A 20,019-nucleotide genomic window follows, 5' to 3' on the forward strand; every position below is an offset into this window, starting at 1 on the left:
ATCGACTAAGCCTCATTCGAGAACCGCCCACCCGATCATTCATCAATCACGTGGCGACTTGCTCTGAGTAGGAAGATTTCCTGCGGCGGATTGTCCAGCGAGCCACCCCGTGGACCAAGCCCATTGAAAATTGAATCCTCCGATTCGGCCGTCACAATCGAGCATTTCCCCGGTGAGATACAGTCCTGGAACCACCTTTGATTCCATAGTGCGATAATTAATCTCATCCAGCGGTACACCACCCGCGGTGACTTCAGCGAAGTTCCATCCTCGGTCTCGTTCAACGGGAAATCGGAATCTGGTCAATGCGTCGAGTAATCGATTGCGGTCAATGCGTGAGACCTGAGCCATGGATTGCTGTGGGTCACAGGAACAATACAAACAGAGAGAACGTGCAAATCGTTCCGGGATCAACAGTGCCAGGCTTCTTGTCAGGGAGCGTTTTGGGTATTCGGCGACTTGAGTAAGGAACCAAGCTTTCACTTCGTCGTGTGTTTGACCTGGTACGAAGTTGGCACAGAGGTCCACGCGCACACCGTGGTATGTCGCCATAGTCCAGAAACGGCTGGCATCCAAGACGACGGGACCGCTGATTCCCAAATGGGTCCAGAGCAGACTGCCTGTGCGGCGATCAGTCTCCCGGCCTTCAACTACTGTGACCAACTCTACCTCATGGGAGAGGCCTGAGAGCGCTGCATGAAACATGGAATGTTCCAATACGAGAGGGACTAACGCCGGCACAGTCGGAGTCACGCGATGGCCCAGATTTCGAGCTAGCTGATATCCGAATCCATCGCTCCCGGTTCTCGGGAGTGAACGACCGCCGGTGGCGAGAATGAGGCGGGTGGTGCGCAGAGAGCCGTGGGAGTGATCAATGCGGAATTCTGAACCCGATCGAGAGATGTGGCTCACTCGATGGCCGGGGCATATCGTGATTCCGGTGTCTCGTGCGCGATTGAGTAAAGCATCGAGGACAGTTCTGGCATGATCGGTGGTAGGAAACAGCTTTCCCGTTGGTTCGTGTTTCAGGTCGACTCCCAGGGACAGAAACCACCCGATGGTCTGTTGAACTGAAAACGCCGCCAGCACATTTCGGATAATATTACGATTCCCGAAGAAATCATTTGGTGTGACGGCGTCGTGGGTGACGTTGCAACGGCCGCCACCGGATACAAGAATCTTAGCTCCTAAGCGATTCGCTCCATCCAGTAACACAACGCGTCCGGGCAATGGCGCCTTGGTCTCTGCTGCAGCGATAGCTGCGGTCAGTCCTGCTGCTCCGGCCCCGACAACGGCGACCGATACAGAGTCTTCAATCATTCCCCATTCTGCTTTCTGAGACAGATATGTCGGCTATTGGCGCACGATATTTTTAATAATTCAGGAAGCGCTGCCATACGGTTGCCTTACTAGAGTGAGAATTCTTGCGTGTATGGATTCGCCTTCTTGCCGGGCCGAACTGATTCTCTTGTCATGGGCCATGCTGGTTGCGATGAGACGTTGGCCACAGGCTGTAGCTTTCATAGGATAAAAAGCTGCTAGATCTTGTATCGCACGGATGAGATGAAGGAAAAGGGAAATAACATTAATGAGTTTTAACTGACCGTTAACACGAAGTTAATGTCACGATGTTACATCTTGAGCATTGTTGATCTCAGTAGGAGGAGCGCCATGACCTGTCAAAAATGCAAAGGTCTCATGATTCAAGAACGCCAGCCGGCTGTATCGTCCAGCGCTGTCGTCCTTCGTTGTCTCAACTGCGGGCTGATTATCGATCCCTTGATTGAACAGAATCGCAGTAATCACATCCGGGCCAAGGCAGCGTAAGAACGGCCGGCATGCTACCGGGATCCGAGGTATAGGAGTATGTGCCTCGGATGGAGTGGATGTCGCGTGTGCGGTCAGACCGAAAACTCTGCCCACAAAAAGGTATGGTCCGAAGGCTCTTTCGCTCGCCGCGGCTCGACATCCACATCCGCCTGGAGGCACTTGTCTGCCAGAGGTGCCGTCGCCATTATGTGGTCGATGCGCCAACCTCTGTTGGCGGCCAGGGAACTTGGTGCGCGGTAGTCCCAAAACGTATATTGCTGACGCGCTGGGTAGAGCTTCACGAACACATCCTGGAAGCCCCAGGCCACCGTCTGTTCATACGCTTTCCGGGCTGCTTCATGGTAGCAGACGTGCTTGAGATGTTTCTCCGGGCTATGGACGTCCATCGGTCGTGGGGCGACATTCATGTCGCCGCACCAAATGGCTGGAGCTTGCGGAGAAAGATGAGTGTCAAAATAGCCACGTAGCCGTTCGTACCAAGCGAGTTTGTAGGTGTATTTGGGAGAATCAATCTCAAAGCCCTGCGGGACATAGGTGTTAATGATCGGAATTCCATTGATGACGACTCGGAGCAGGCGAGCGTCTTCCGGGTCTCCTCCGTCGTCGAATCCGTACGAGACAGCGTCCGGTTTTTCCCGGCTGAGAATCGCCACGCCGTTATAGGATTTCATCCCTCGAAAGGTCGTTTCGTACCCACTGGGAGCCAGGGCCAGCAATGGAAACTCGCTATCTTGGACTTTAGTTTCTTGAAGGCACAGGACATCCGGCTTGTGCCGATCGAGCCATTCGAGCACGATGGGTAGGCGCTTACGTAAGGAATTGACGTTGAAGGTGGCAATTTTCATCTGCAAGTTGCTCAAGCGATGCCGTGCATCCTATCAAAAGCGATCTCAGGCAACAAGTTGGAGCGTGTGATAAGGATAGAGTAATTAATCGGTCGACATGATGAGGCCTGGAATCTTCAAGGAATGGACGGCGCTGCGCATGACGTCGATGACTTGAGGCCTGGTAAACCCGCGCCGCCATGCGAGCCCGATTCGACGACCGGGTACCGGGTCTGCGAATTTGATCGCGATCAACCGGTTGTTCCGGTATTTGGATGTCAGGGCGCTGCAGGACATCACGGTAATCCCAAACCCGGAGACGACCATCTGCCGGATGGTTTCCAGGGAGTTCCCCTGCCAACCTTCTGCATCCGAGCGACTTAGCTCGGGGCATGTCTCAAGTACCTGTTGACGGAAACAATGTCCGGCATGCGGAAGAAGGATCTTCTGAGATGCTAATTGGCCGGAGTCGATCACCTTCTTCTTGTGCCACGGGTGTCCGGTGGGAACTAGAATCTGAAAGGGTTCATCGTATAAGGCGGTGGTAAGAATTCCCGTCTCATCGAAGGGAAGCGCGATCATGATCACATCAAGCTTTCCATTCTTCAACATTCCGAGCAGATTCTGTGTGAGGTTTTCCTCCAGTTCCAGCGGCATCTTCGGTGCCCGCGTATTCAGTGGCGGAACCAAGTCTGGAAGGATGTTGGGTCCCACGGTGGCGATGACGCCGAGCCGCAGTCTTCCATTGAGTTGATCCTTCCCTTATGCCGCGAGTAGTGTTAGGTGCTCGACCTCTTCCAAAACTCGCTGGGCCTGATGGACGATCTGTTCTCCAAGTGCGGTCAGCTCAATCCGATTCCGGCGCCGTTCGAAGATCGTCGTGCCCAACTCTTGTTCCAGTTTCTTGATCGCGAGGCTCAACGCCGGTTGAGTCACAAAGGCTTTCTCTGCAGCACGGCCGAAGTGCCGTTCCTGCGCCACCGCGACAATGTATTGCAATTCAGTCAGCGTCACTGACTACCATCCCTGCTCATAAATCATGAGAATCAGTACATTTAGAATTATCAATTGGACTTATGATCAAGAAGCGGGCTACTCTGTTCGGAGGGACCAAGACAAGCGTAACCAATCAGGAACCCCCAAGGAAAGGGTCTAAAAGGTCGTCAGCACGTATTGGCGGTTGAACGCCGATAGATTGAGTCGGTAGTCCATGTCGTGTTATGACAAGCACGTATTGCCCCTAGGAAAAGAGCCAGACACCGAGAACAGTGACGCAACGGCTAGTTGGGGCGAGTCACGGATCCCATATATAAGCCTGAAGAAGGGAGGATGTGATGAGACGAGCAAAGTTGGGCAAGGTCATGCTGACCGGGGTGTTCATATTGGGGATGGCTTCCGCGATACCTGTGGGTGCGGGGGAGCCACTTCAGTTGCCCACGTTACAAGGACTGGAAGATCCCAATACCTTTGTGCCGGAAGACAATCCCCTTACGAAAGAGAAGGTTGAGTTGGGGCGGATGCTCTTCTTCGACAAACGGTTGTCAAAGAACAATACCATCGCCTGCGCCAATTGCCACGTGGCGAAGAAGGGCTTTGCAGACGGGATGCCGGTATCGACCGGTATCAACGGACTCAAGGGTGGACGTAGCGCGCCGGTGTCGTTCAATCGTGTCTACAGCAAGGCACAGTTCTGGGATGGCCGGGCGGCTACGCTTGAGGATCAGTCGATCGGGCCGTTCATCAACCCGGTCGAACACGGGTTTGCCAACCATGATCAAATGGTGGCGAAAATGAAAAAGATCCCGGGCTACCGGAAACTGTTTAAGAATGTGTTCGGTCGTGATATCGAGATCGGCGATGTCGGCCGTGCGATCGCCAGCTTTCAGCGGACCGTCCTGTCCGGGAACAGCCCCGTCGACAAATTTGATATCGGCGGGGATGAAAAGGCTTTGAGTGATTCAGCAAAACGTGGTCTGGAGCTCTTCCGCGGCAAAGCTCGCTGTACGCGGTGTCATTCCGGGTTTAACTTTACCGACGAGAAGTTCCATAACCTGGGAATCGGGTGGGACACGAACACTGTGGATCTTGGTCGGTACATGGAGACTCAAAATGCTGAGGAAATCGGTGCCTTCAAGACTCCGACGTTGAGGGAAATCGCCCGCACTGCGCCGTACATGCACGACGGACGGTTCAAGACTCTTGCCGAAGTGGTGGATTTCTACAATAAAGGTGGAGTCAAGAATCCACACCAAGATAATACGATTATTTCTTTGGAACTGACGGACGAGGAAAAGTATGATCTTGTGGCCATGCTCAAGTCGCTCAACGGCGAAGGCTGGCAACACGTCTCCGCGCCAAAGTCATTTCCGAAGTAATTCGGCCATCGTCTCAAGGGGAGTTGAAGCGAGGGCCTTCCGTCGACCCGGCGGAAGGCCCTCGCTCATTTCTCAGGTCGGCAAAGGGGGAGTGATAGATCGTGAAAGGTAGCGACGCAGAATGGCTTGTTCGATACGCGAGCGACCTCGGTCCGGAGCGGGGAATCGAAGGACGAGATGCATCTTGCCGGATTCCGGCAATTGAATCGTGATGCGTGGTTCCGGCGAGGGGGCTTCCAGGAGATTGGCCTGCTCGAGGAGCTTCATTTGCCGAACCGCTTCATTCATGAATGAGGCGCATTCGTGCTTGGCTGCCTCCAGGAGAGCCCCTTCCGCTCTTTGCCAATCCTCCTCGTTCCTGATTGGAACGGTCAACGTGTAAAGCCCATATTCTTGCTGCGGATTCTCTTTGATCAGCGGGTTAGTGAACAACAAACTGTTCGGGAAAATGGTTACGCGTCCCGTATACAGATGGGCGGATTGACCAGGGCCGATCTCCAGTAACTTGGTTGCAAAGATGTCGTAGTCCAACACCACGCCGCGGTGGCCCGCGATTTGAATTCGATCACCGACGGTGTAGACCTTGCCTCCCACGCGAAGTGCGGCGCCGCTCCAACACAAGATCAGCTCCTTGGTTGCCAAGACTAATGCGGCAGCCAGCGCGACGATCGAGACTGCAAAGGCCTGGAGTTCGTGTGCCCAGATGATCACCAGCCCCAGGAGAAAGGCGAAGACCACGGAATTTCTGGTCGTGACCACCCAACGGCGTTTCGATTCCATCGAAAGCGTGGGATTGTTGGCCAACCACCGTACAATGAGTGTTCTGGCGATGAGGAGGACCAGCAAGAGGAGGAGAGACTTCAAACCGTCCAGGGCCACCGAGCTGTCGATCCAAAACCATCCGTCTGAGGTCACGCTCTTTCCCTACTTCGAGGTCAGCGTCTCCCGGGTACCAGGAACGCATTCCTCTCGTTTCCATTGCTTGAGAACCTTCTCTTCGGAGAACGTCAACAGATACCGGTAGCAGTACAAGATTGGTTTGGCCGCTCCCTCGACGCCCTTGCCCATCAAGTTTGTAACCGAATTCGAAGCATCCGCGACAAAGGTGGGATTCCAGGTAGTGAGTTCCTGTTCACTGAGGGCAAATCGATAGGTCCAGAGGCTATCTCCGCCGAGCGCGGGGGTTTTAGCCGTATGGGGTGGGCCCAGTCGTTCGCGAATATCTTCCTGCGTCAGTCGTCCGACCCCCTTCTTGAGATAGGTGTCTCGCCAGGGGCCACCACAGCCGGTGAAGCCGATCGTCAGCGCAACGAGGACGATACCCGCTATAATGGGACGTGAATGGTTGATGGAGCGCGAAATCAAGGCCAGCATGCTGAAGCATACGCTACACCGGACGACCGGTAAGTGCAACTCCGCGCGCCCTTCCGAGCAATCCTTTTCCTGCTCGACACAGCGGTGCAGTGAGAATTGAGACAGGCATCGGAGGTAGGTGGATTTAAGCAAACATTTTAGGTACCTTACTTCAAGGGGCGAAGATATGGTTGCTCGACGAATTCTTGGCATATCCCTGGCAGGTTTCTGCGTCCTGTCTCCTATAGCTGGTTTCACATCGGCCACTGAAGGTCGAACCACGAAACCTGAATCGGTCTCCCAGACATGGCTGAAGCCCGGTCCGTTCTCCGTCTCAGCGAAACCCTCGGGGTCCAACGGTGATGACAGGGTAAGGACTAAGAGCAAACCGCTGGCCAACGCGACTGGTCAGATAGCGCATGCGGAGTCGAACGGTCGTGACCATTTCGAGAGAGATGGAGCGCCAATGGTGCTGGTGCCAGAGGGGGATTTTATCATGGGGAGCGAGAAGGGCGATGAGGACGAAGCGCCTGCCCATCGCGTCCGTCTGCAGGCATTTTATATCGATAAGTTTGAAGTCACAAATGGACGGTTTGCCAAGTATGTCGAGGCCATTCAAAGTGAGCCGCCCTGGGGATTTTCCGATAAAGAAACGCCGGTGATCCATGCCGATCGCCCGGTGCGATGGGTGAACTGGATGGATGCGATGGGGTACTGCCTGTGGGTCGGCAAGCGGCTTCCCACCGAGGCAGAATGGGAGAAAGCTGCACGTGGAACCGACGAGCGGGTGTATCCGTGGGGCAATGATCCTCCGACACCGGTCCATGCCGTCTATGGGTTGAAGGAAGGTGGTGTGGAAGCGGTGTCTGTCATCGGAGATCATCATATGGGGCAGAGTCCCTACGGCGCACAAGATCTCGCCGGTAATCTGTATGAATGGGTGATGGACTGGTATGCCGAAGACTTTTACTCCGGCTTTATCAATAATCCAGCGATCAATCCTCGTGGACCGGCCGAAGGAACGGCCAAGGTTCAGCGTGGAGGATCGTATATCAATACGCCATATAGGCTGCGGACGTCGTTTCGTACCAAAGCCGATCCGACGGAGCAGGACCCCAACGTCGGCTTCCGGTGCGCACAAGATGCGCCGAAACAACCGTAGCGGTAGAGCAATTCACGCATACCTTCTCATCACGTGAGTATCGCATGGGGGGGATGAGCCATCATGCTGTGGCATTTCCCATCCGCTGACGAGGGAGGCATTCAGTGAAACACTATCGTGTGAAGCCTGGTGCAAAACTATCGCTGAAGCAGTACGACCCGGATGAGACGGGGGAGTACAAGAAGAGCGCACAGGGGAAGAATCGCGCGAAAGCGGAAACGGCCAAGCTCATTGCGAAGCTTGATGGACTGCAAGAGCGGCTGTATGCCAATGGGACACGCTCGCTGCTCATTGTACTGCAGGGGATGGATACCAGCGGGAAAAGGGCCGGGGGGGGTAGGGTGGCTTTTAGGGGCCGTCCCACCATGAATTGGCTCACGACTTTCTGTGGCGTGTGCATCGCGAAGTTCCGCGCAAGGGACAGATCGGCATCTTCAATCGATCGCACTACGAGGATGTGCTCATCACGCGAGTCCATGGGTGGGTCTCCGACAAAATCGCCAAGCATCGTTTCAACCAAATTAAGGAGTTCGAAGAGCTCCTGACTGAAAACGGGACGGTCATTCTCAAGTTCTTTCTCCATATTTCCAAAGATGAGCAGAAAGAGCGGTTGCAAGAACGCATTGCGGATCCTGAAAAGCGTTGGAAGTGGAGCTCCGGAGATCTTGAAGAGCGCAAATTGTGGGATGATTATCAGGAGGCCTTTGAAGACGTTATGGCTGCGACGAGCACCGCTTGCGCACCTTGGTATATTGTCCCGGCGAATCGGAAGTGGTACCGCAATCTGGTCGTAGCGGATTGCGTCGTCGATGCCATGGAAGACCTGAAACTTAAGACCCCACCGGCGCCTGAGGGTGTGGATTTCAAGAGGTTGAAGATCGTTTAGCCGCGAATGAGCGCCGCGCTCCTCCTTCTTGCTTGTGCCAAAGGTTCCCATGACCTGGACTCTAGTGACCTGGGGTTGTCGTCTGTTGATCGGGGGAGTACTCTTGGCCTCGGCACTCGGCAAATCTCTCGATATGCCGGGCTTTGTCGATGTGCTGATCACCTATCGACTTTTTCCAGAATGGTCACTCTGGCCGTTCGCGGTCGGGATCACCGGGATTGAATGGGTGCTGGCCGGCTGGATTCTAGTCGGGTGGCAGCTTCCCGCTGGGGCGTTCATTGCGATGGGTCTCAATGGGGTGTATGCGATTGGGCTCATCGTGACGTTGCTTCGTGGGCTCGATCTTCCCAACTGTGGCTGCTACGGCGTGTTCTTCCCACAACCGCTGCGTTGGTATTCCCCGCTTGAAGATCTTGCCTTAGTTGGGATCTGTTCAGTACTGCGAGTCGGGGCAAAAAGATTCGGTCGGCCTCTTGACAAGAATTTATAATGAGCGTAATGAAGAAAATGCGGCCTATTCTATCAATCGCAGTTCGAGAGATCGGGTAGACCGCGCGGCTATCATCCAGGTCTCTCGATGACTTCTTGACGAGAGGAGGGTGGAGATGGACGATACGACGCCACCTGGCCCATCAGGCCCACCGATACTTGGGTGGGTTTCTCGTTGGTCACGTTGACCGGTTCTTCGCTGGCAGTGCCACATCGGCACAGACGGTCCTTATCAAAAGGGCGAAAGCCGTTTATGCGGAGAGAGTTTCGGGAGCGTGAGGAATACAGGTATCTGGGATTGACGAGGTCTCCCCCAGCTGGAAACCAGACATCATCAGTATCGCGTGGGTCTTTTGGGCCGCGACAACCGACATCATCCTAAGGCGTCCCAAGCGCCACACACGGGCGACCTCCCACCATAGTGCAGGGTCGCCCGTGCTATGTTTGCCGCCGACTTCTCACTGCACAGGTAAATCCCGACAGACACCTTTTTACACTGGATCTCACACACGGTCTGGAAAGTCGGAGATGATGCCATCCACGCCGAGCATCTTCATTCTTTTGATAGCAGTCGGGTTGTCTACAGTGTAGACGAACACCAGCAAGCCTGCCTCGTGGAGGTTACGCAGGAGGGGTTTGGTTACTGTATCAATACGGACACCGACATGGGTTACCTGCAGATTGAGGGCCATGGCACTGGGATTCTCGGGAAGCCGCTTGAACAACGCCAATGTCAGAGCCTGCGGATCAATCCTTCGCACATGTTGAAGCTCTTCGTGGAGGAACGATGCGTAGATCATAGGGCCGTTGAAGCCGCTGCCACGAACCGTTGCACAGGCATCATACGCCAGGCCTGGCACTTTGAATTCCAGAATCAACCCGATTCGACCGCTGGCCATGGTGAGTGCCTCTTCGAGCGTGGGAACCGTTTGTCCGTTACCAGCCGCCAACTGCTGGGTGTCCTTCAGCGTGAGGTCGGCAATGGGTCCCTGGCCGTTGGTCGTGCGGTTGACTTGTTCATCATGCAGGAGCACGAGCGCTTCATCAGCAGTCCTCCGGACATCGACTTCCGTGAAGTGACAGCGAAGTGTGATGGCATGTTCGATCGATGCGAGCGTGTTTTCAGGCTGGTAGCCGCAGGTTCCTCGGTGCCCGATGCGAAGGACCCTACGATGGGGGCTTTCTTTTGCCATGGCGCTGTCCTACCATATCACCAATGGCCGAAAGAAAATCGAAAAAACCACCATTACCCAAAGGCGCGAGGCGACGTCGAAAACCGACCGGTACCTCGCTAGGCTTGGCAGCCGATGAACTCCAAGCAGCTGCGCCGCCTGGGGTCGTGGCCGAGCTGCATCATGCCATTGAACAGGACGATGGGAAAGTCCTTTCGATGTATCGTGAACCCTATGGTGGGCACTGGGTCGTGCTGGCTGCCTTGCCGATCGAATTGGTTGAGCCGACACCCTATCAACGGAATATCTCCGACACACATGTTCGAAAGTTGGAAGGGGTCATCGGAAAAATCGGGCGTTTTCTCGATCCCATCATTGCTGTGCGAATCGTAAAGCCCGACCATGCGGCAAAGTATTGGACGCCGAACGGCAACCATCGCCTGTCGGCCATGCGGACGCTCGGAGCGAAGAGCATCATTGCGATCGTCGTTCCAGAAGCTGCTGCGGCCTACCAGATCCTCGCGCTGAATACAGAGAAGGCGCATAATCTCCGAGAGAAAGCGTTGGAAGTCATCCGCATGTATCGTGAACTCGCGCAGCTCGATCACGCAACGGAGGACATCTACGCCCTGGAGTTCGAGGAGCCGGCGCTGATTACCCTGGGGCTTTGTTACGAAGAACGCCCTCGATTCAGCGGAGGGGCCTACCATCCGGTGTTGAAGCGGGTGGATGAATTTTTGAAAAAGCCGATGCATGCGGCCTTCAGTGTCCGTCAGCAGCAGGCGAAGACCGTTCTGGTGCTGGATGAGCTCATTGTCAAGCAAGTCGAGGCGCTCAAGGCCAAGGGCCTCACCAGTCCCTATCTGAAGAGCTTCGTGGTGGCCCGCGTGAATCCCATTCGGTTCCGTCCCAAAGACGCCCCCGCCTTGTCGTTCGACGAGGCGCTCGAGCGCATGACCCAGGCTGCGACCAAGTTCAATCCGGATAAAGTCAAACTAGATGACTTGGCGAAGTCAGGCGGTACGCCGGACGACTCTGAATAGCCTGTCCCGTGTCTTCGCCTTGTTTCTCGACCAAATGCCCCTTTACAATGATTCGTTAGATTTGCCTGAAGGAGGACACCATGGGTCTTGCCGACAATAAATGCATTCCCTGTCGTGGCGGGGTCCCGCCGGTGCCGAATGATCGTGCGCAAGCGTTACTAAAAGAACTGGGTCGTGGGTGGTCGCTCAATGGGCAGGGGCATCTCGAACGGCTCTTTACCTTCCCGGACTTTGCACAGGCGCTTGCCTATGTGAACAAGGTTGGTGCCATCGCGGAGGCTGAAGGCCACCATCCGGATCTCTACCTCGCTTGGGGTAAGTGCAAGGTTGAAATCTGGACGCACAAGATCAACGGCCTGACGGAGAGCGATTTCTACCTGGCGGCAAAAGCCGATCGAGAGTTTGAACCGTTTCGGGCTGCCGCTGGTTAAGCACCAGACAGTTGCCTGCCATGAATATACGAGGTATTTGATGAGCGAAGCAGCCAAGATTGCGCTCGTCAACATGCCGTTCAGCTACGCCAAGTATCCGTCCATCCAACTCGGTACGCTCTCGGCACTGCTGAAGTCCAAGGGTATTCCTGTCGATTGTCACCATTTGAACGTCAGGTTCGCCCACCTGATCGGTGTGGAGTTGCACGAAGCGATTTGTGAGAAGCGGGCGCTCTTCGGTGAGTGGCTCTTCTCCTCTCTCCTGTTTGGGGAGAACCCGAAACGATCCGAGTACCCACACATATTCAAGCCGGTCTTCGAACAGATCGCGCAGGAGAGTGGAAAGCCGGTTGGCTATTTCGAGGAGATGGCAACCCGCATTGCCCCGCAGTACTTGACCTGGGCGCTGCGGTCGATCGATTGGGAGCAGTACAAACTGGTTGGCTTTACATCAACCTTCGATCAGAACGTCGCCAGCCTCACGATGGCCAAACTCATCAAGGATCTGTATCCAGATGTAACCATCGTTTTTGGTGGCGCCAACTTCGACGGCGAGATGGGGCTGGAACACTTCAGGGCGTTCCCCTTCATCGACCACGTCGTGGTCGGGGAGGGGGAGGACAGCTTCTTACCGTTAGTCCGCCAGATTCTGGCCGGTAACTCAGGGGACTATCCGAACGGCGTGACCTATCGGCAGGGCGACAAGATTATGCTCACGCCGAATGAGTCGCTCTTTTCCGATTTTGCCAAGACCGGCCCGCCTGATTACGACGATTACTATCGGCTGCTCACCGAGCTAGGCGGCAAGGCACAGGGGCTCGATCGGATCCTCTTGTACGAGGGCTCGCGTGGTTGTTGGTGGGGGGAGAAGCATCATTGTACGTTCTGCGGGCTCAATGCGCAGAGCATGAAATTCCGGGCGAAGACACCCGAGCAAGTCATACAGGAGATTGCTCATCTCTCGCAGCGCTACGATGCGGTCCGCTTTCGTCTCGTCGATAACATCATCGATATGAGCTATATCGACAACCTCTTCGGCAAGCTGGCTGATGACCATTGCGACCTGGACGTCTTTATCGAAACCAAGAGCAACCTGCAGAAGCGCCAGATCAAGACCTTGGCGGCGGGTGGGGTGAAGTGCATGCAGCCGGGTTTGGAGAGTCTCAGTGTCAATCAACTGCGCGCGATGGACAAGGGCGTCATGCCGATGCAGAACATCGTCTGCCTCAAGTGGAGCCTCTACTATCACGTGATGGTGTCGTGGAATATCTTGCTGGGATTTCCCGGCGAGACCAACGAGGATTACCAGCGGCAGCTGGATCTGATCCCGTCACTGCTACACCTTCAGCCGCCCGAAGCCACCGGAAAATTCTGGCTTCAGCGCTTCAGTCCCTACTTCACCAGACCACACGAGTACGGTATCCGCATCACCGGGCCGGGGATGGCGTATGAATATGTGTACGACGCCCGGCAAGTCGACTTGAAGAAGATCGCCTACGATTTCGAGTATGAGCTCGACAGCTGGCCGGTCGATCCGCACCTGTCTCAGGGGTTGGTCGCTTTAATAGAAAATTGGCAGCGGATGCATAGGTCCGGCGACAAGCCGTTCCTGTATTACTCCAAGGCGCCAACTTATGTAACCATCTACGATGGGCGTAATCCAAAGTCGCCGACTCGGCGACGGTATGAAGGATTGGCGGCGTTGGTGATTGAAACCTGTAACGAGTCAGCGAAGGGCGCAGAGCAAATCCGAGCAGCCGTCGCGGAACGAGCCGATTGCAGCGATGCAGTCTTGATGCCTATCCTCAACGACCTCACGGCGCAGCGTGTCTTGTACGAAGAGCGCGGCAAATACTTCACGCTGGCGATTCCAGAAAATCCATACCTATAATGCTTGGCCTCGCTCCGCCGCTACCGTCAGCTCGGGCTCAGACAAGGATCACCAGCGAGAGGTTTTTATGCGCCTCCTACATCGACAACTTCTCTGATACGTTCCTCATCTGCACGCCGTGGACCAGTGAGGCGCCGCCGCGGATGGCGCAGGCCACGTGGACGGCTTCGGTCATCTCCTCGACGTTTGATCCTTTCTCCAGCGAGGCTTGTGTATAGGCATCAATGCAGTAGGGACATTGGACGGTGTGGGCGACGGCGAGGGCAATGAGCGCCTTTTCTCGCTCCGTAAGCGCACCTTCGGCGAACACCGCGTCGTAGTAGCTCTTGAACTTCTCCCACAGGGCTTTGTTGCCTTTCCCAATATCTGCAAACTTTTCCAAATCGTGCGAATGATAGTACGAGTCCATAGGAGCCTCCTTAGAGTGATTGCGCGTGGGATGGAATCGAACGGATCGATGGAGCAATCAGGCATTGCCTGGAGGCATCGGGTCGGCCTCCGCCAGAGCTTTGGAAAAGCGATGGCCGACGATGGTCGTGGCTTTTGACATGAGGTCTACCACCTCTTGCCATTCATTGGGGAGTAGGTCTTGCTTCAGTTGGGGGTGGATGGCCCATTGAGCTTCGACCTGCGTTCCTTTTCGGTTGACGAGCACGCGGAGTAATTCCACGTCCCTGGTCGAATCGGGGGCGTTATCGCCGGAAAGATCGCCGCTTGCCTGCTCAGGTGGGGGAACTGCGCGTGCCATAGATCGACCTCAGTGTGATCGTGCTGAGGAGCATACCGCATCCTCGCCGTGGTTGTATATCTGCGTAGTCCTTAGGAGATGTGGAACCCTTCCTGTTGTACGTCTATGGAGGTGCTTGGTTCAAGACGGTCAACATTGCCTCATGGATGTGGCCATTACTCGCCACCAGCTCCTGTTCATAGATGGACAGGTCCTTGCCGCTAAAGTTGGTGAGCCGTCCTCCGGCCTCTCGGACGATCACTGCTCCCGCCGCCATATCCCATGGGTTGAGCCGCACTTCCCAGAACCCATCGAACCGCCCTGCGGCCACGTAGCAGAGATCAAGGGCGGCGGATCCGGTTCTTCTGAGTCCTTGGGCTTTCAGGGCGAACGTGCAGAAGTGATCGAGGTTATTTCGCGGTGTTTCCCGGATGTCATAGGCGAAGCCTGTGACCAAGAGGCTATGGTCGAGAGCCCTAGTCTCCGATACGTGGATAGATCGGCCGTTCAGCTTCGCACCCCTCTGCTCGATAGCAGTGAATAGCTCATTTCGTGAGGGATCATAGATGACACCGAGGATGCAGCGTTTCTTGTATTCAAGCCCGATGGACACGCAGTAGGCTGGGTAGCCATGCGCGAAGTTGGTGGTCCCATCCAATGGATCGATGATCCACAGATAGGGTGAAGGGGCATGCTCAACGCTGCCACGCTCCTCGGCCAAAAAGCGATGGGAAGGAAAACGGCTTCGAATATGGTCGATCACACATTGTTCAGCGGCACGGTCGGCATCCGTTACCAGATTGATCGGATTCTTGTACTCGACGTGAAAACCGGCTGCGGTATAGTTGAGAAGGAGGGCTCCGGCTGCTCGACCCGCAGTAACGGCAGTTTCTAGCAGCATATCCGCGGAGAGTGGGTCAAAGGAGATGGGCACGTGAGATTCTACCATTGTTCAGACTTGCAGCTCGCACGAATTGTGCTAGTCTTGTCGGAACAAGCCTTATGATCATGGATAGGCAAAGGATTACTTGCTTTCAGAGAAAACAACCTAGTAGACAATGTATTATTTAAATATAGTATCTTGACAAAGATTACAAGCACTGCTATAAAGCAAGCATGCTTTGAATCTGGAATGGATAAGACGTTGTGGAAGAATTAAAGGACATTCTTGTTGGTCTGGAACAACGGATCAACGCGTATAAGAGCCGATTTCAGGACCTAGAGAAGAAGCGTCGTCGACTGGACGATGAAATCGCGACCATTAAGAAGTATCTGGAGCTTGCGGAAACCCTCTACCGCGTCGAGGCCGACAAGGCCAAGCTTGCCAGCCTGTCAAATCAAATCATTCCAGCTGATGATTCCAAGGGGATTCGAGCTCCACAAATGATGGATGTCACTGATCAATCCCGAGAAATTCTTCTTGGGCGGAGTAAGTATGTCGGGAAAAGTGTTCCTCAAGCCGCTTATGAAATACTCCGGGAATCGAACCGAGCGATGCATGCCAAAGAGCTTGTGCAACGGTTGATTGAGGGCGGATTGCAAATCAAAGGGAAGACCCCGTTAACGTCGATTGCGACGTCATTGAAGCGTGATAAGCGGTTCAGAAAGGTCGGCCCCAATACGTTTGAAGCTGTAGACGACATGCTAATCAAGGCTGTGTAGAGTTGGTCCTAACTTACAACGGCGAAGGGGGGTGAGACTCTTGGCAACAAAGAAAGCAGCAAAGAAGAAGAAGAAGTAATCACCACCATGATGTGATGCGCCGGGGGCACAGTTGCTTGCTTCCGGCGCACCATCCATAACCTATCTCGGATCAGACGCTCCCACCTAACGAGTTCAAAAAAGTCTAAAGGTTCTGCGAAGCAAGACGAGCTCCGTCTCGTAATCGATAGAGGGCTACGCTAGTAAACGCGTAGCGCCCCCTACCTGATTTCAGGAAAGGAAGCGACTGTGAATTAGGAAGCAGCCTGAAGTGCCACAGCTGGCTGGAAACGAGATCGGTGCGAAATCAAACGTGTTCCCTCGACTATTGGGTCGGCATTTAACAGCACCCACTTCTCAGGCTGCTTGAGGATTTGTTGGACGAGACGTGTATGGAGTGCATGTCCCGAGCGGTCTGCGATGATATGGCCGATAAAGGACATCCCAAGGAGAGAGAAGTCACCGATCAGATCAAGGATTTTGTGACGGACAAACTCGTTGTTAAATCGGAGACCGGAGTCATTCACGATGCCGTCTCCAGACAGGACGACAGTGTTATCGAGTGTTCCGCCTTTCCCAAGTCCACGAGCCCACAAGGCCTGAACTTCCTGGAGAAACCCGAAGGTTCTCGCTTCGGCGATCTCGCGCTCAAATGCACCAACAGAGCAGTCATGCTCGTACGTCTGAGTCTTGATCAGAGGATGTTCATAGTGAATTGAATAGGTAATGCGTGGGGTTGGGGATGGTTCGATCCTTACCCGCTTTGATCCTTCGGTCACTTCAAGGGGAGACATAATCTTGAGAAACGGTTGTTTCCGATCTTGCGGAACGATTCCCGCGGCTTGAATCAGGCGGACAAACGGTGCCGCACTTCCATCCATAACCGGGACTTCACTGGCCGTGACATCAATGAAAACGTTGTCCACGTGGAGTCCTGCCAGCGCCGACAGCAAATGCTCGATGGTTTGGACCTGGAAGCCTCCGCCACTGATGGCGGTGCACAGTTCAGTGGGAATCCGATGTTCGATGGAGACGGGAAGATATGCATCGGTATCACCCTGTCGACTGACAAACACCACTCCCGTATCAGGCGGAGCCGGGCGTAGTGTAATGGATGCGGATTGCCCAGAGTGAAGTCCAACGCCGGAACATGTGATGGTCGATGCTAAAGTTTGTTGATTGCGCACAGGTCCTCCATCGTGATAATCAGCCTGCTAGCAACATAAGCAATGCTTATGCCAAAGTTAATGTGTCGTAAAATATTGTTAATATAGAAAAATATATGAATATGTCAGAATTCATGCTGTATCATAAAAGACACAAGTGTGTATTTCGGAAATCCTGCTATTAGAGCAGATACGCTAATATGTTGATGATTTAATAAGTTATGCGAACTAATGCAAGCGTATCGATATTTCCCGTCAAGGTGCCTGACCAATAAGCAAGACTCCTCACACCTGCTTGATCCTCTGAATAAGCCTCAAGAGAAGTCGTAATATTCTCTCATCGCCTCTGCTTGGCCAGTCGATCAGCCACGAATCCGGTCGGTGACCTCATTGATAGAAGACAGCAGCAAAAATGAAAAAATGATGACAAACGGGAAGAGTTGCGTACCCTTGTCTCTACGGTACGCACTATCAGGTAGGCGCTAGACCATTGTAACGGGAAAGCCCTGTCCGAAACCAGGGACGATATTTCTTCCATGAGAGGAAGGATCACGCGCGTGGCGATAAAGGGCAATGCTTCAACCGGGGGGATATGTCGCGTGAGCCGGATTTTCCCGCTGGTCCTGATGGTCATGGCCGTCGTCAGTGGGAACGGGTGCGCCATCAAGCCGATCCCGTTGACGGAAGGCGAGGTCCAGGTGCGGGTGAACGAGGATCGGGCCGTTTTGACGAAAGAGCAAGAGCCGCTCAATGGCCCAGTAGATCTCTACGAGGCCATGGCGCGAGCGTTAAAATACAACCTCGACGCCCGCGTCGAGCTGATGCACAAGATGCTGGCGCAGACGCAGCTTGATCTCTCCCACTACGCCATGCTGCCCCGTCTGGCCGCGAACGCCGGATTTGATGGTCGGAACAACTTCCCCGGCGGTGTTGCCCAGTCGTTGCTTACTGGGCGGCAGGTGCTCGAACCCTTTACCTCTGCCGAACGGAACATATTTTCAGCCGATCTGTCGTTGAGTTGGAACGTAGTTCGAGGACCTCAATAGTAACAATGAGCTTCGTCGCGAACTAAATAGGATGAATGACCATGAGTTCGGGAAGTAAAAACCTTCGAGTCTTGGTAGTCGACGACAATCCGTCGATTCAGGAGGATTTTCGTAAAATCCTCGAAATACAGCGCGCAAATGAAGACTTTCATAACGTACGAGCAGCCCTCTTCGGGGAGCCTCTCGTGCAAGCCCTTGAGCGATTCGAACTAGATTATGCCGATCAAGGGCAAGCGGCATTGGCCCTGGTCCAGATGGCGCGCCGGGAGGGACGTCCGTATGCGGTGGCGTTTGTGGATATGCGGATGCCGCCCGGGTGGGATGGCTTAGAAACGGTGGAACGCCTCTGGGAAGCCGACGGACGGCTGCAAGTGGTGATCTGTACGGCCTATGCGGATCATTCGTGGGCAGAGATTGCGGCACGTTTGGGAGCCAGCGACCGGTTCCTCATCCTGCGAAAACCGTTTGACGCAATTGAGGTGCAGCAGATTGCCGCATCGCTCACACGGAAATGGGAATTAGGGCGTGACACCCGCCTGCATATCAAAGACCTCGTGGCACAGGTCAATACTCGAAATCGAGAACTCCAGGCCACGAACCAACTCCTTGAGCAGCAGGTGGCCGAGCGGACCGCGGAGCTTCAACGGCGTAACGAAGAGTTACAGCGAACGGTGGAGGCACTGAAAGAAGCCAAGGCAGAGGCAGATGATGCCAACCAGGCCAAATCGCAGTTCTTGGCCCGTATGAGCCACGAGATCCGGACGCCGATGAACGGCATGCTCGGTATGAATGAGCTGCTGCTCTCAACTTCCTTGACGGACCAACAACGTCATTTTGCTGAAACCATCGATAATTCCGGCGAGCAGCTGGTTCAGATCGTCAACGACATCCTCGACTTGTCCAAGATTGAAGCCGGGCAGATGGATCTCCACATCGCGGGGTTCGACTTGGTGGCAACTGTGTATGCTGTTATTAATGGGTTCTTCGCGCCGGCGCAGAAAAAAGGGCTGAGTTTAGAATGTCAGATCGCCCCCGAGCTGCCCACCGTGTGGCGAGGGGATGCCGCACGATTCCGGCAGATTCTGACCAATTTGGTGGGGAATGCCGTAAAGTTCACGGAACAAGGTAGCATCTTGATTCACATCGAGCAGATTCAGAATAGCCGTGACAACGCCTTATTCAAAGTGACGGTGTGCGATACCGGGATCGGCATCCCGCTCGATGCGCAGCAGAAGATCTTTGATCCCTTTGCCCAGGCGGATGGATCGATGACGAGGCGATTTGGGGGAACAGGGTTGGGGCTCGCGATCGTCAAACGGCTTGTCGCATTAATGGGGGGAGACATCGGCTTGACCAGTTCCCCGGGACGGGGTTCCACATTTTGGTTTACCGTCTGTCTTGAGAAACAGCGGGCGAGCGAAGGTATTGGGGGAGAGAAGAAGCAGGTGGATTCGTGCACGAACCTTGACGTATTCATCAGTAGGGGGACTAGCAGGACTCCCACGAAGCCACGGTCGAATGCGCGTATTCTCTTGGCCGAAGACAATTCGACGAATCAAGAGGTCTTCCGTGGCATGCTGGAGCTCTGCGGGGAATCAGTCGACGTGGTTAGGACTGGTAGAGAGGCGATCAATGCACTGGAAGGGTTCCGATACGACCTGATTTTGATGGATTGTGAAATGCCGGAGATGGACGGACTCGCCGCCACTGCGGAAATTCGCCGACGGGGGATTCGACGCGCAGACGGTACACGAGTCCCGATTATCGCCCTGTCCGGCTATGCGCTCAGTAGTCATCAAGATGCCTGCCTTGCAGGCGGTATGGATGGTTTTCTGGCGAAACCGGCAGGGTTGAAAGAGATTCGAAGTACGCTTGCCCAGTGGCTGCCAACCATCAAATCGCAGGCCGCCTAGCGAACATAAC

The 20,019-nt window shown here is 54.5% G+C and carries 19 protein-coding genes and 2 pseudogenes; 11 read left to right on the plus strand and 10 right to left on the minus strand.

The window, feature by feature from the left end; all coding sequences use genetic code 11:
* Positions 1-42: 42 nt before the first annotated feature.
* Entirely contained in the window at positions 43-1,320 is a 1,278-nt protein-coding gene (locus IPM58_09420; GenBank protein MBK9307285.1) for an NAD(P)/FAD-dependent oxidoreductase, read from the minus strand.
* A gap of 351 nt (positions 1,321-1,671) precedes the next feature.
* Here IPM58_09420 and IPM58_09425 point away from each other — a divergent pair, with 351 nt between their 5' ends.
* Positions 1,672-1,827, plus strand: a complete 156-nt coding sequence (locus IPM58_09425) for a hypothetical protein (protein MBK9307286.1) — start codon at positions 1,672-1,674, stop codon at positions 1,825-1,827.
* Between the two features lie 74 nt (positions 1,828-1,901).
* On the opposite strand, the gene xth is transcribed toward IPM58_09425, so the two are convergent.
* The gene (xth, locus tag IPM58_09430; protein ID MBK9307287.1) at positions 1,902-2,675 is read right to left on the minus strand and encodes an exodeoxyribonuclease III; all 774 of its coding nucleotides are present in this window, start codon (positions 2,673-2,675) and stop codon (positions 1,902-1,904) included.
* A gap of 84 nt (positions 2,676-2,759) precedes the next feature.
* Positions 2,760-3,668: pseudogene (locus IPM58_09435) on the minus strand (LysR family transcriptional regulator).
* A gap of 320 nt (positions 3,669-3,988) precedes the next feature.
* Here IPM58_09435 and IPM58_09440 point away from each other — a divergent pair.
* Positions 3,989-5,029, plus strand: coding sequence for a c-type cytochrome (locus IPM58_09440; GenBank protein MBK9307288.1), 1,041 nt, complete (start codon positions 3,989-3,991; stop codon positions 5,027-5,029).
* A 72-nt stretch (positions 5,030-5,101) separates the two neighbouring features.
* Here IPM58_09440 and IPM58_09445 read toward each other — a convergent pair whose 3' ends face one another.
* Together IPM58_09445 and IPM58_09450 are read right to left on the minus strand one after the other, a co-directional pair.
* Entirely contained in the window at positions 5,102-5,944 is an 843-nt protein-coding gene (locus tag IPM58_09445) for a mechanosensitive ion channel family protein (GenBank protein MBK9307289.1), read from the minus strand.
* 9 nt (positions 5,945-5,953) lie between these two features.
* Positions 5,954-6,403 (minus strand): hypothetical protein, encoded by a 450-nt coding sequence (locus IPM58_09450; protein MBK9307290.1) that lies wholly within the window; start codon positions 6,401-6,403, stop codon positions 5,954-5,956.
* Positions 6,404-6,848: 445 nt separating this feature from the next.
* Here IPM58_09450 and IPM58_09455 point away from each other — a divergent pair, with 445 nt between their 5' ends.
* The 3 genes and pseudogenes from IPM58_09455 (at position 6,849) to IPM58_09465 (ending at position 8,920) form a co-directional block, all read left to right on the plus strand.
* Positions 6,849-7,544: a formylglycine-generating enzyme family protein gene (locus IPM58_09455; protein ID MBK9307291.1), complete on the plus strand. Its 696-nt coding sequence runs from the start codon at positions 6,849-6,851 to the stop codon at positions 7,542-7,544.
* A 104-nt stretch (positions 7,545-7,648) separates the two neighbouring features.
* Positions 7,649-8,430 (plus strand): annotated as a pseudogene (locus IPM58_09460) (polyphosphate kinase 2 family protein).
* Positions 8,431-8,479: 49 nt separating this feature from the next.
* Positions 8,480-8,920, plus strand: a complete 441-nt coding sequence (locus tag IPM58_09465; protein ID MBK9307292.1) for a hypothetical protein — start codon at positions 8,480-8,482, stop codon at positions 8,918-8,920.
* 502 nt (positions 8,921-9,422) lie between these two features.
* Here IPM58_09465 and IPM58_09470 read toward each other — a convergent pair.
* The gene (locus tag IPM58_09470) at positions 9,423-10,112 is read right to left on the minus strand and encodes a hypothetical protein (protein ID MBK9307293.1); all 690 of its coding nucleotides are present in this window, start codon (positions 10,110-10,112) and stop codon (positions 9,423-9,425) included.
* Between the two features lie 23 nt (positions 10,113-10,135).
* On the opposite strand from IPM58_09470, the gene IPM58_09475 reads away from it, so the two are divergent.
* From IPM58_09475 to IPM58_09485, 3 genes are all read left to right on the plus strand, one after another.
* The gene (locus tag IPM58_09475; GenBank protein MBK9307294.1) at positions 10,136-11,134 is read left to right on the plus strand and encodes a chromosome partitioning protein ParB; all 999 of its coding nucleotides are present in this window, start codon (positions 10,136-10,138) and stop codon (positions 11,132-11,134) included.
* Positions 11,135-11,214: 80 nt separating this feature from the next.
* Positions 11,215-11,565 carry a 4a-hydroxytetrahydrobiopterin dehydratase gene (locus IPM58_09480; protein MBK9307295.1) on the plus strand — a complete coding sequence of 117 codons (351 nt, stop codon included), beginning with the start codon at positions 11,215-11,217 and terminating at the stop codon, positions 11,563-11,565.
* Between the two features lie 37 nt (positions 11,566-11,602).
* Positions 11,603-13,456, plus strand: coding sequence for a RiPP maturation radical SAM C-methyltransferase (locus IPM58_09485; protein MBK9307296.1), 1,854 nt, complete (start codon positions 11,603-11,605; stop codon positions 13,454-13,456).
* Between the two features lie 76 nt (positions 13,457-13,532).
* Here IPM58_09485 and IPM58_09490 read toward each other — a convergent pair whose 3' ends face one another.
* The 3 genes from IPM58_09490 to IPM58_09500 form a co-directional block, all read right to left on the minus strand.
* Entirely contained in the window at positions 13,533-13,865 is a 333-nt protein-coding gene (locus IPM58_09490) for a carboxymuconolactone decarboxylase family protein (GenBank protein MBK9307297.1), read from the minus strand.
* 57 nt (positions 13,866-13,922) lie between these two features.
* Complete coding sequence (locus IPM58_09495; GenBank protein MBK9307298.1) at positions 13,923-14,204, minus strand: hypothetical protein; 282 nt, start codon at positions 14,202-14,204, stop codon at positions 13,923-13,925.
* Between the two features lie 103 nt (positions 14,205-14,307).
* Positions 14,308-15,084 carry an inositol monophosphatase gene (locus tag IPM58_09500; GenBank protein ID MBK9307299.1) on the minus strand — a complete coding sequence of 259 codons (777 nt, stop codon included), beginning with the start codon at positions 15,082-15,084 and terminating at the stop codon, positions 14,308-14,310.
* A 245-nt stretch (positions 15,085-15,329) separates the two neighbouring features.
* On the opposite strand from IPM58_09500, the gene IPM58_09505 reads away from it, so the two are divergent.
* On the plus strand, positions 15,330-15,845 hold the full coding sequence (locus IPM58_09505) for a winged helix-turn-helix domain-containing protein (GenBank protein MBK9307300.1): 516 nt from the start codon (positions 15,330-15,332) through the stop codon (positions 15,843-15,845).
* Positions 15,846-16,138: 293 nt separating this feature from the next.
* On the opposite strand, the gene IPM58_09510 is transcribed toward IPM58_09505, so the two are convergent.
* Positions 16,139-17,071 (minus strand): UDP-3-O-acyl-N-acetylglucosamine deacetylase, encoded by a 933-nt coding sequence (locus IPM58_09510; GenBank protein MBK9307301.1) that lies wholly within the window; start codon positions 17,069-17,071, stop codon positions 16,139-16,141.
* A 578-nt stretch (positions 17,072-17,649) separates the two neighbouring features.
* On the opposite strand from IPM58_09510, the gene IPM58_09515 reads away from it, so the two are divergent.
* Together IPM58_09515 and IPM58_09520 are read left to right on the plus strand one after the other, a co-directional pair.
* Positions 17,650-18,096: a hypothetical protein gene (locus IPM58_09515; GenBank protein MBK9307302.1), complete on the plus strand. Its 447-nt coding sequence runs from the start codon at positions 17,650-17,652 to the stop codon at positions 18,094-18,096.
* 41 nt (positions 18,097-18,137) lie between these two features.
* Positions 18,138-20,009, plus strand: a complete 1,872-nt coding sequence (locus tag IPM58_09520) for a response regulator (protein MBK9307303.1) — start codon at positions 18,138-18,140, stop codon at positions 20,007-20,009.
* The last annotated feature ends 10 nt before the right edge of the window (positions 20,010-20,019 follow it).

Origin of the sequence: Nitrospira sp. (assembly GCA_016715825.1) — a bacterium.
Taxonomy (GTDB): Bacteria; Nitrospirota; Nitrospiria; order Nitrospirales; family Nitrospiraceae; genus Nitrospira_D.

Excerpts from the sequence above, each read along its gene's own strand:
- IPM58_09420 (MBK9307285.1), bottom strand. The coding sequence starts at position 1,320 with ATGATTGAAGACTCTGTATCGGTCGCCGTTGTCGGGGCCGGAGCAGCA.
- IPM58_09425 (MBK9307286.1), top strand. The coding sequence starts at position 1,672 with ATGACCTGTCAAAAATGCAAAGGTCTCATGATTCAAGAACGCCAGCCG.
- xth (MBK9307287.1), bottom strand. The coding sequence starts at position 2,675 with ATGAAAATTGCCACCTTCAACGTCAATTCCTTACGTAAGCGCCTACCC.
- IPM58_09440 (MBK9307288.1), top strand. The coding sequence starts at position 3,989 with ATGAGACGAGCAAAGTTGGGCAAGGTCATGCTGACCGGGGTGTTCATA.
- IPM58_09450 (MBK9307290.1), bottom strand. The coding sequence starts at position 6,403 with ATGCTGGCCTTGATTTCGCGCTCCATCAACCATTCACGTCCCATTATA.
- IPM58_09455 (MBK9307291.1), top strand. The coding sequence starts at position 6,849 with ATGGTGCTGGTGCCAGAGGGGGATTTTATCATGGGGAGCGAGAAGGGC.
- IPM58_09465 (MBK9307292.1), top strand. The coding sequence starts at position 8,480 with ATGACCTGGACTCTAGTGACCTGGGGTTGTCGTCTGTTGATCGGGGGA.
- IPM58_09470 (MBK9307293.1), bottom strand. The coding sequence starts at position 10,112 with ATGGCAAAAGAAAGCCCCCATCGTAGGGTCCTTCGCATCGGGCACCGA.
- IPM58_09475 (MBK9307294.1), top strand. The coding sequence starts at position 10,136 with ATGGCCGAAAGAAAATCGAAAAAACCACCATTACCCAAAGGCGCGAGG.
- IPM58_09480 (MBK9307295.1), top strand. The coding sequence starts at position 11,215 with ATGGGTCTTGCCGACAATAAATGCATTCCCTGTCGTGGCGGGGTCCCG.
- IPM58_09490 (MBK9307297.1), bottom strand. The coding sequence starts at position 13,865 with ATGGACTCGTACTATCATTCGCACGATTTGGAAAAGTTTGCAGATATT.
- IPM58_09495 (MBK9307298.1), bottom strand. The coding sequence starts at position 14,204 with ATGGCACGCGCAGTTCCCCCACCTGAGCAGGCAAGCGGCGATCTTTCC.
- IPM58_09500 (MBK9307299.1), bottom strand. The coding sequence starts at position 15,084 with ATGCTGCTAGAAACTGCCGTTACTGCGGGTCGAGCAGCCGGAGCCCTC.
- IPM58_09520 (MBK9307303.1), top strand. The coding sequence starts at position 18,138 with ATGAGTTCGGGAAGTAAAAACCTTCGAGTCTTGGTAGTCGACGACAAT.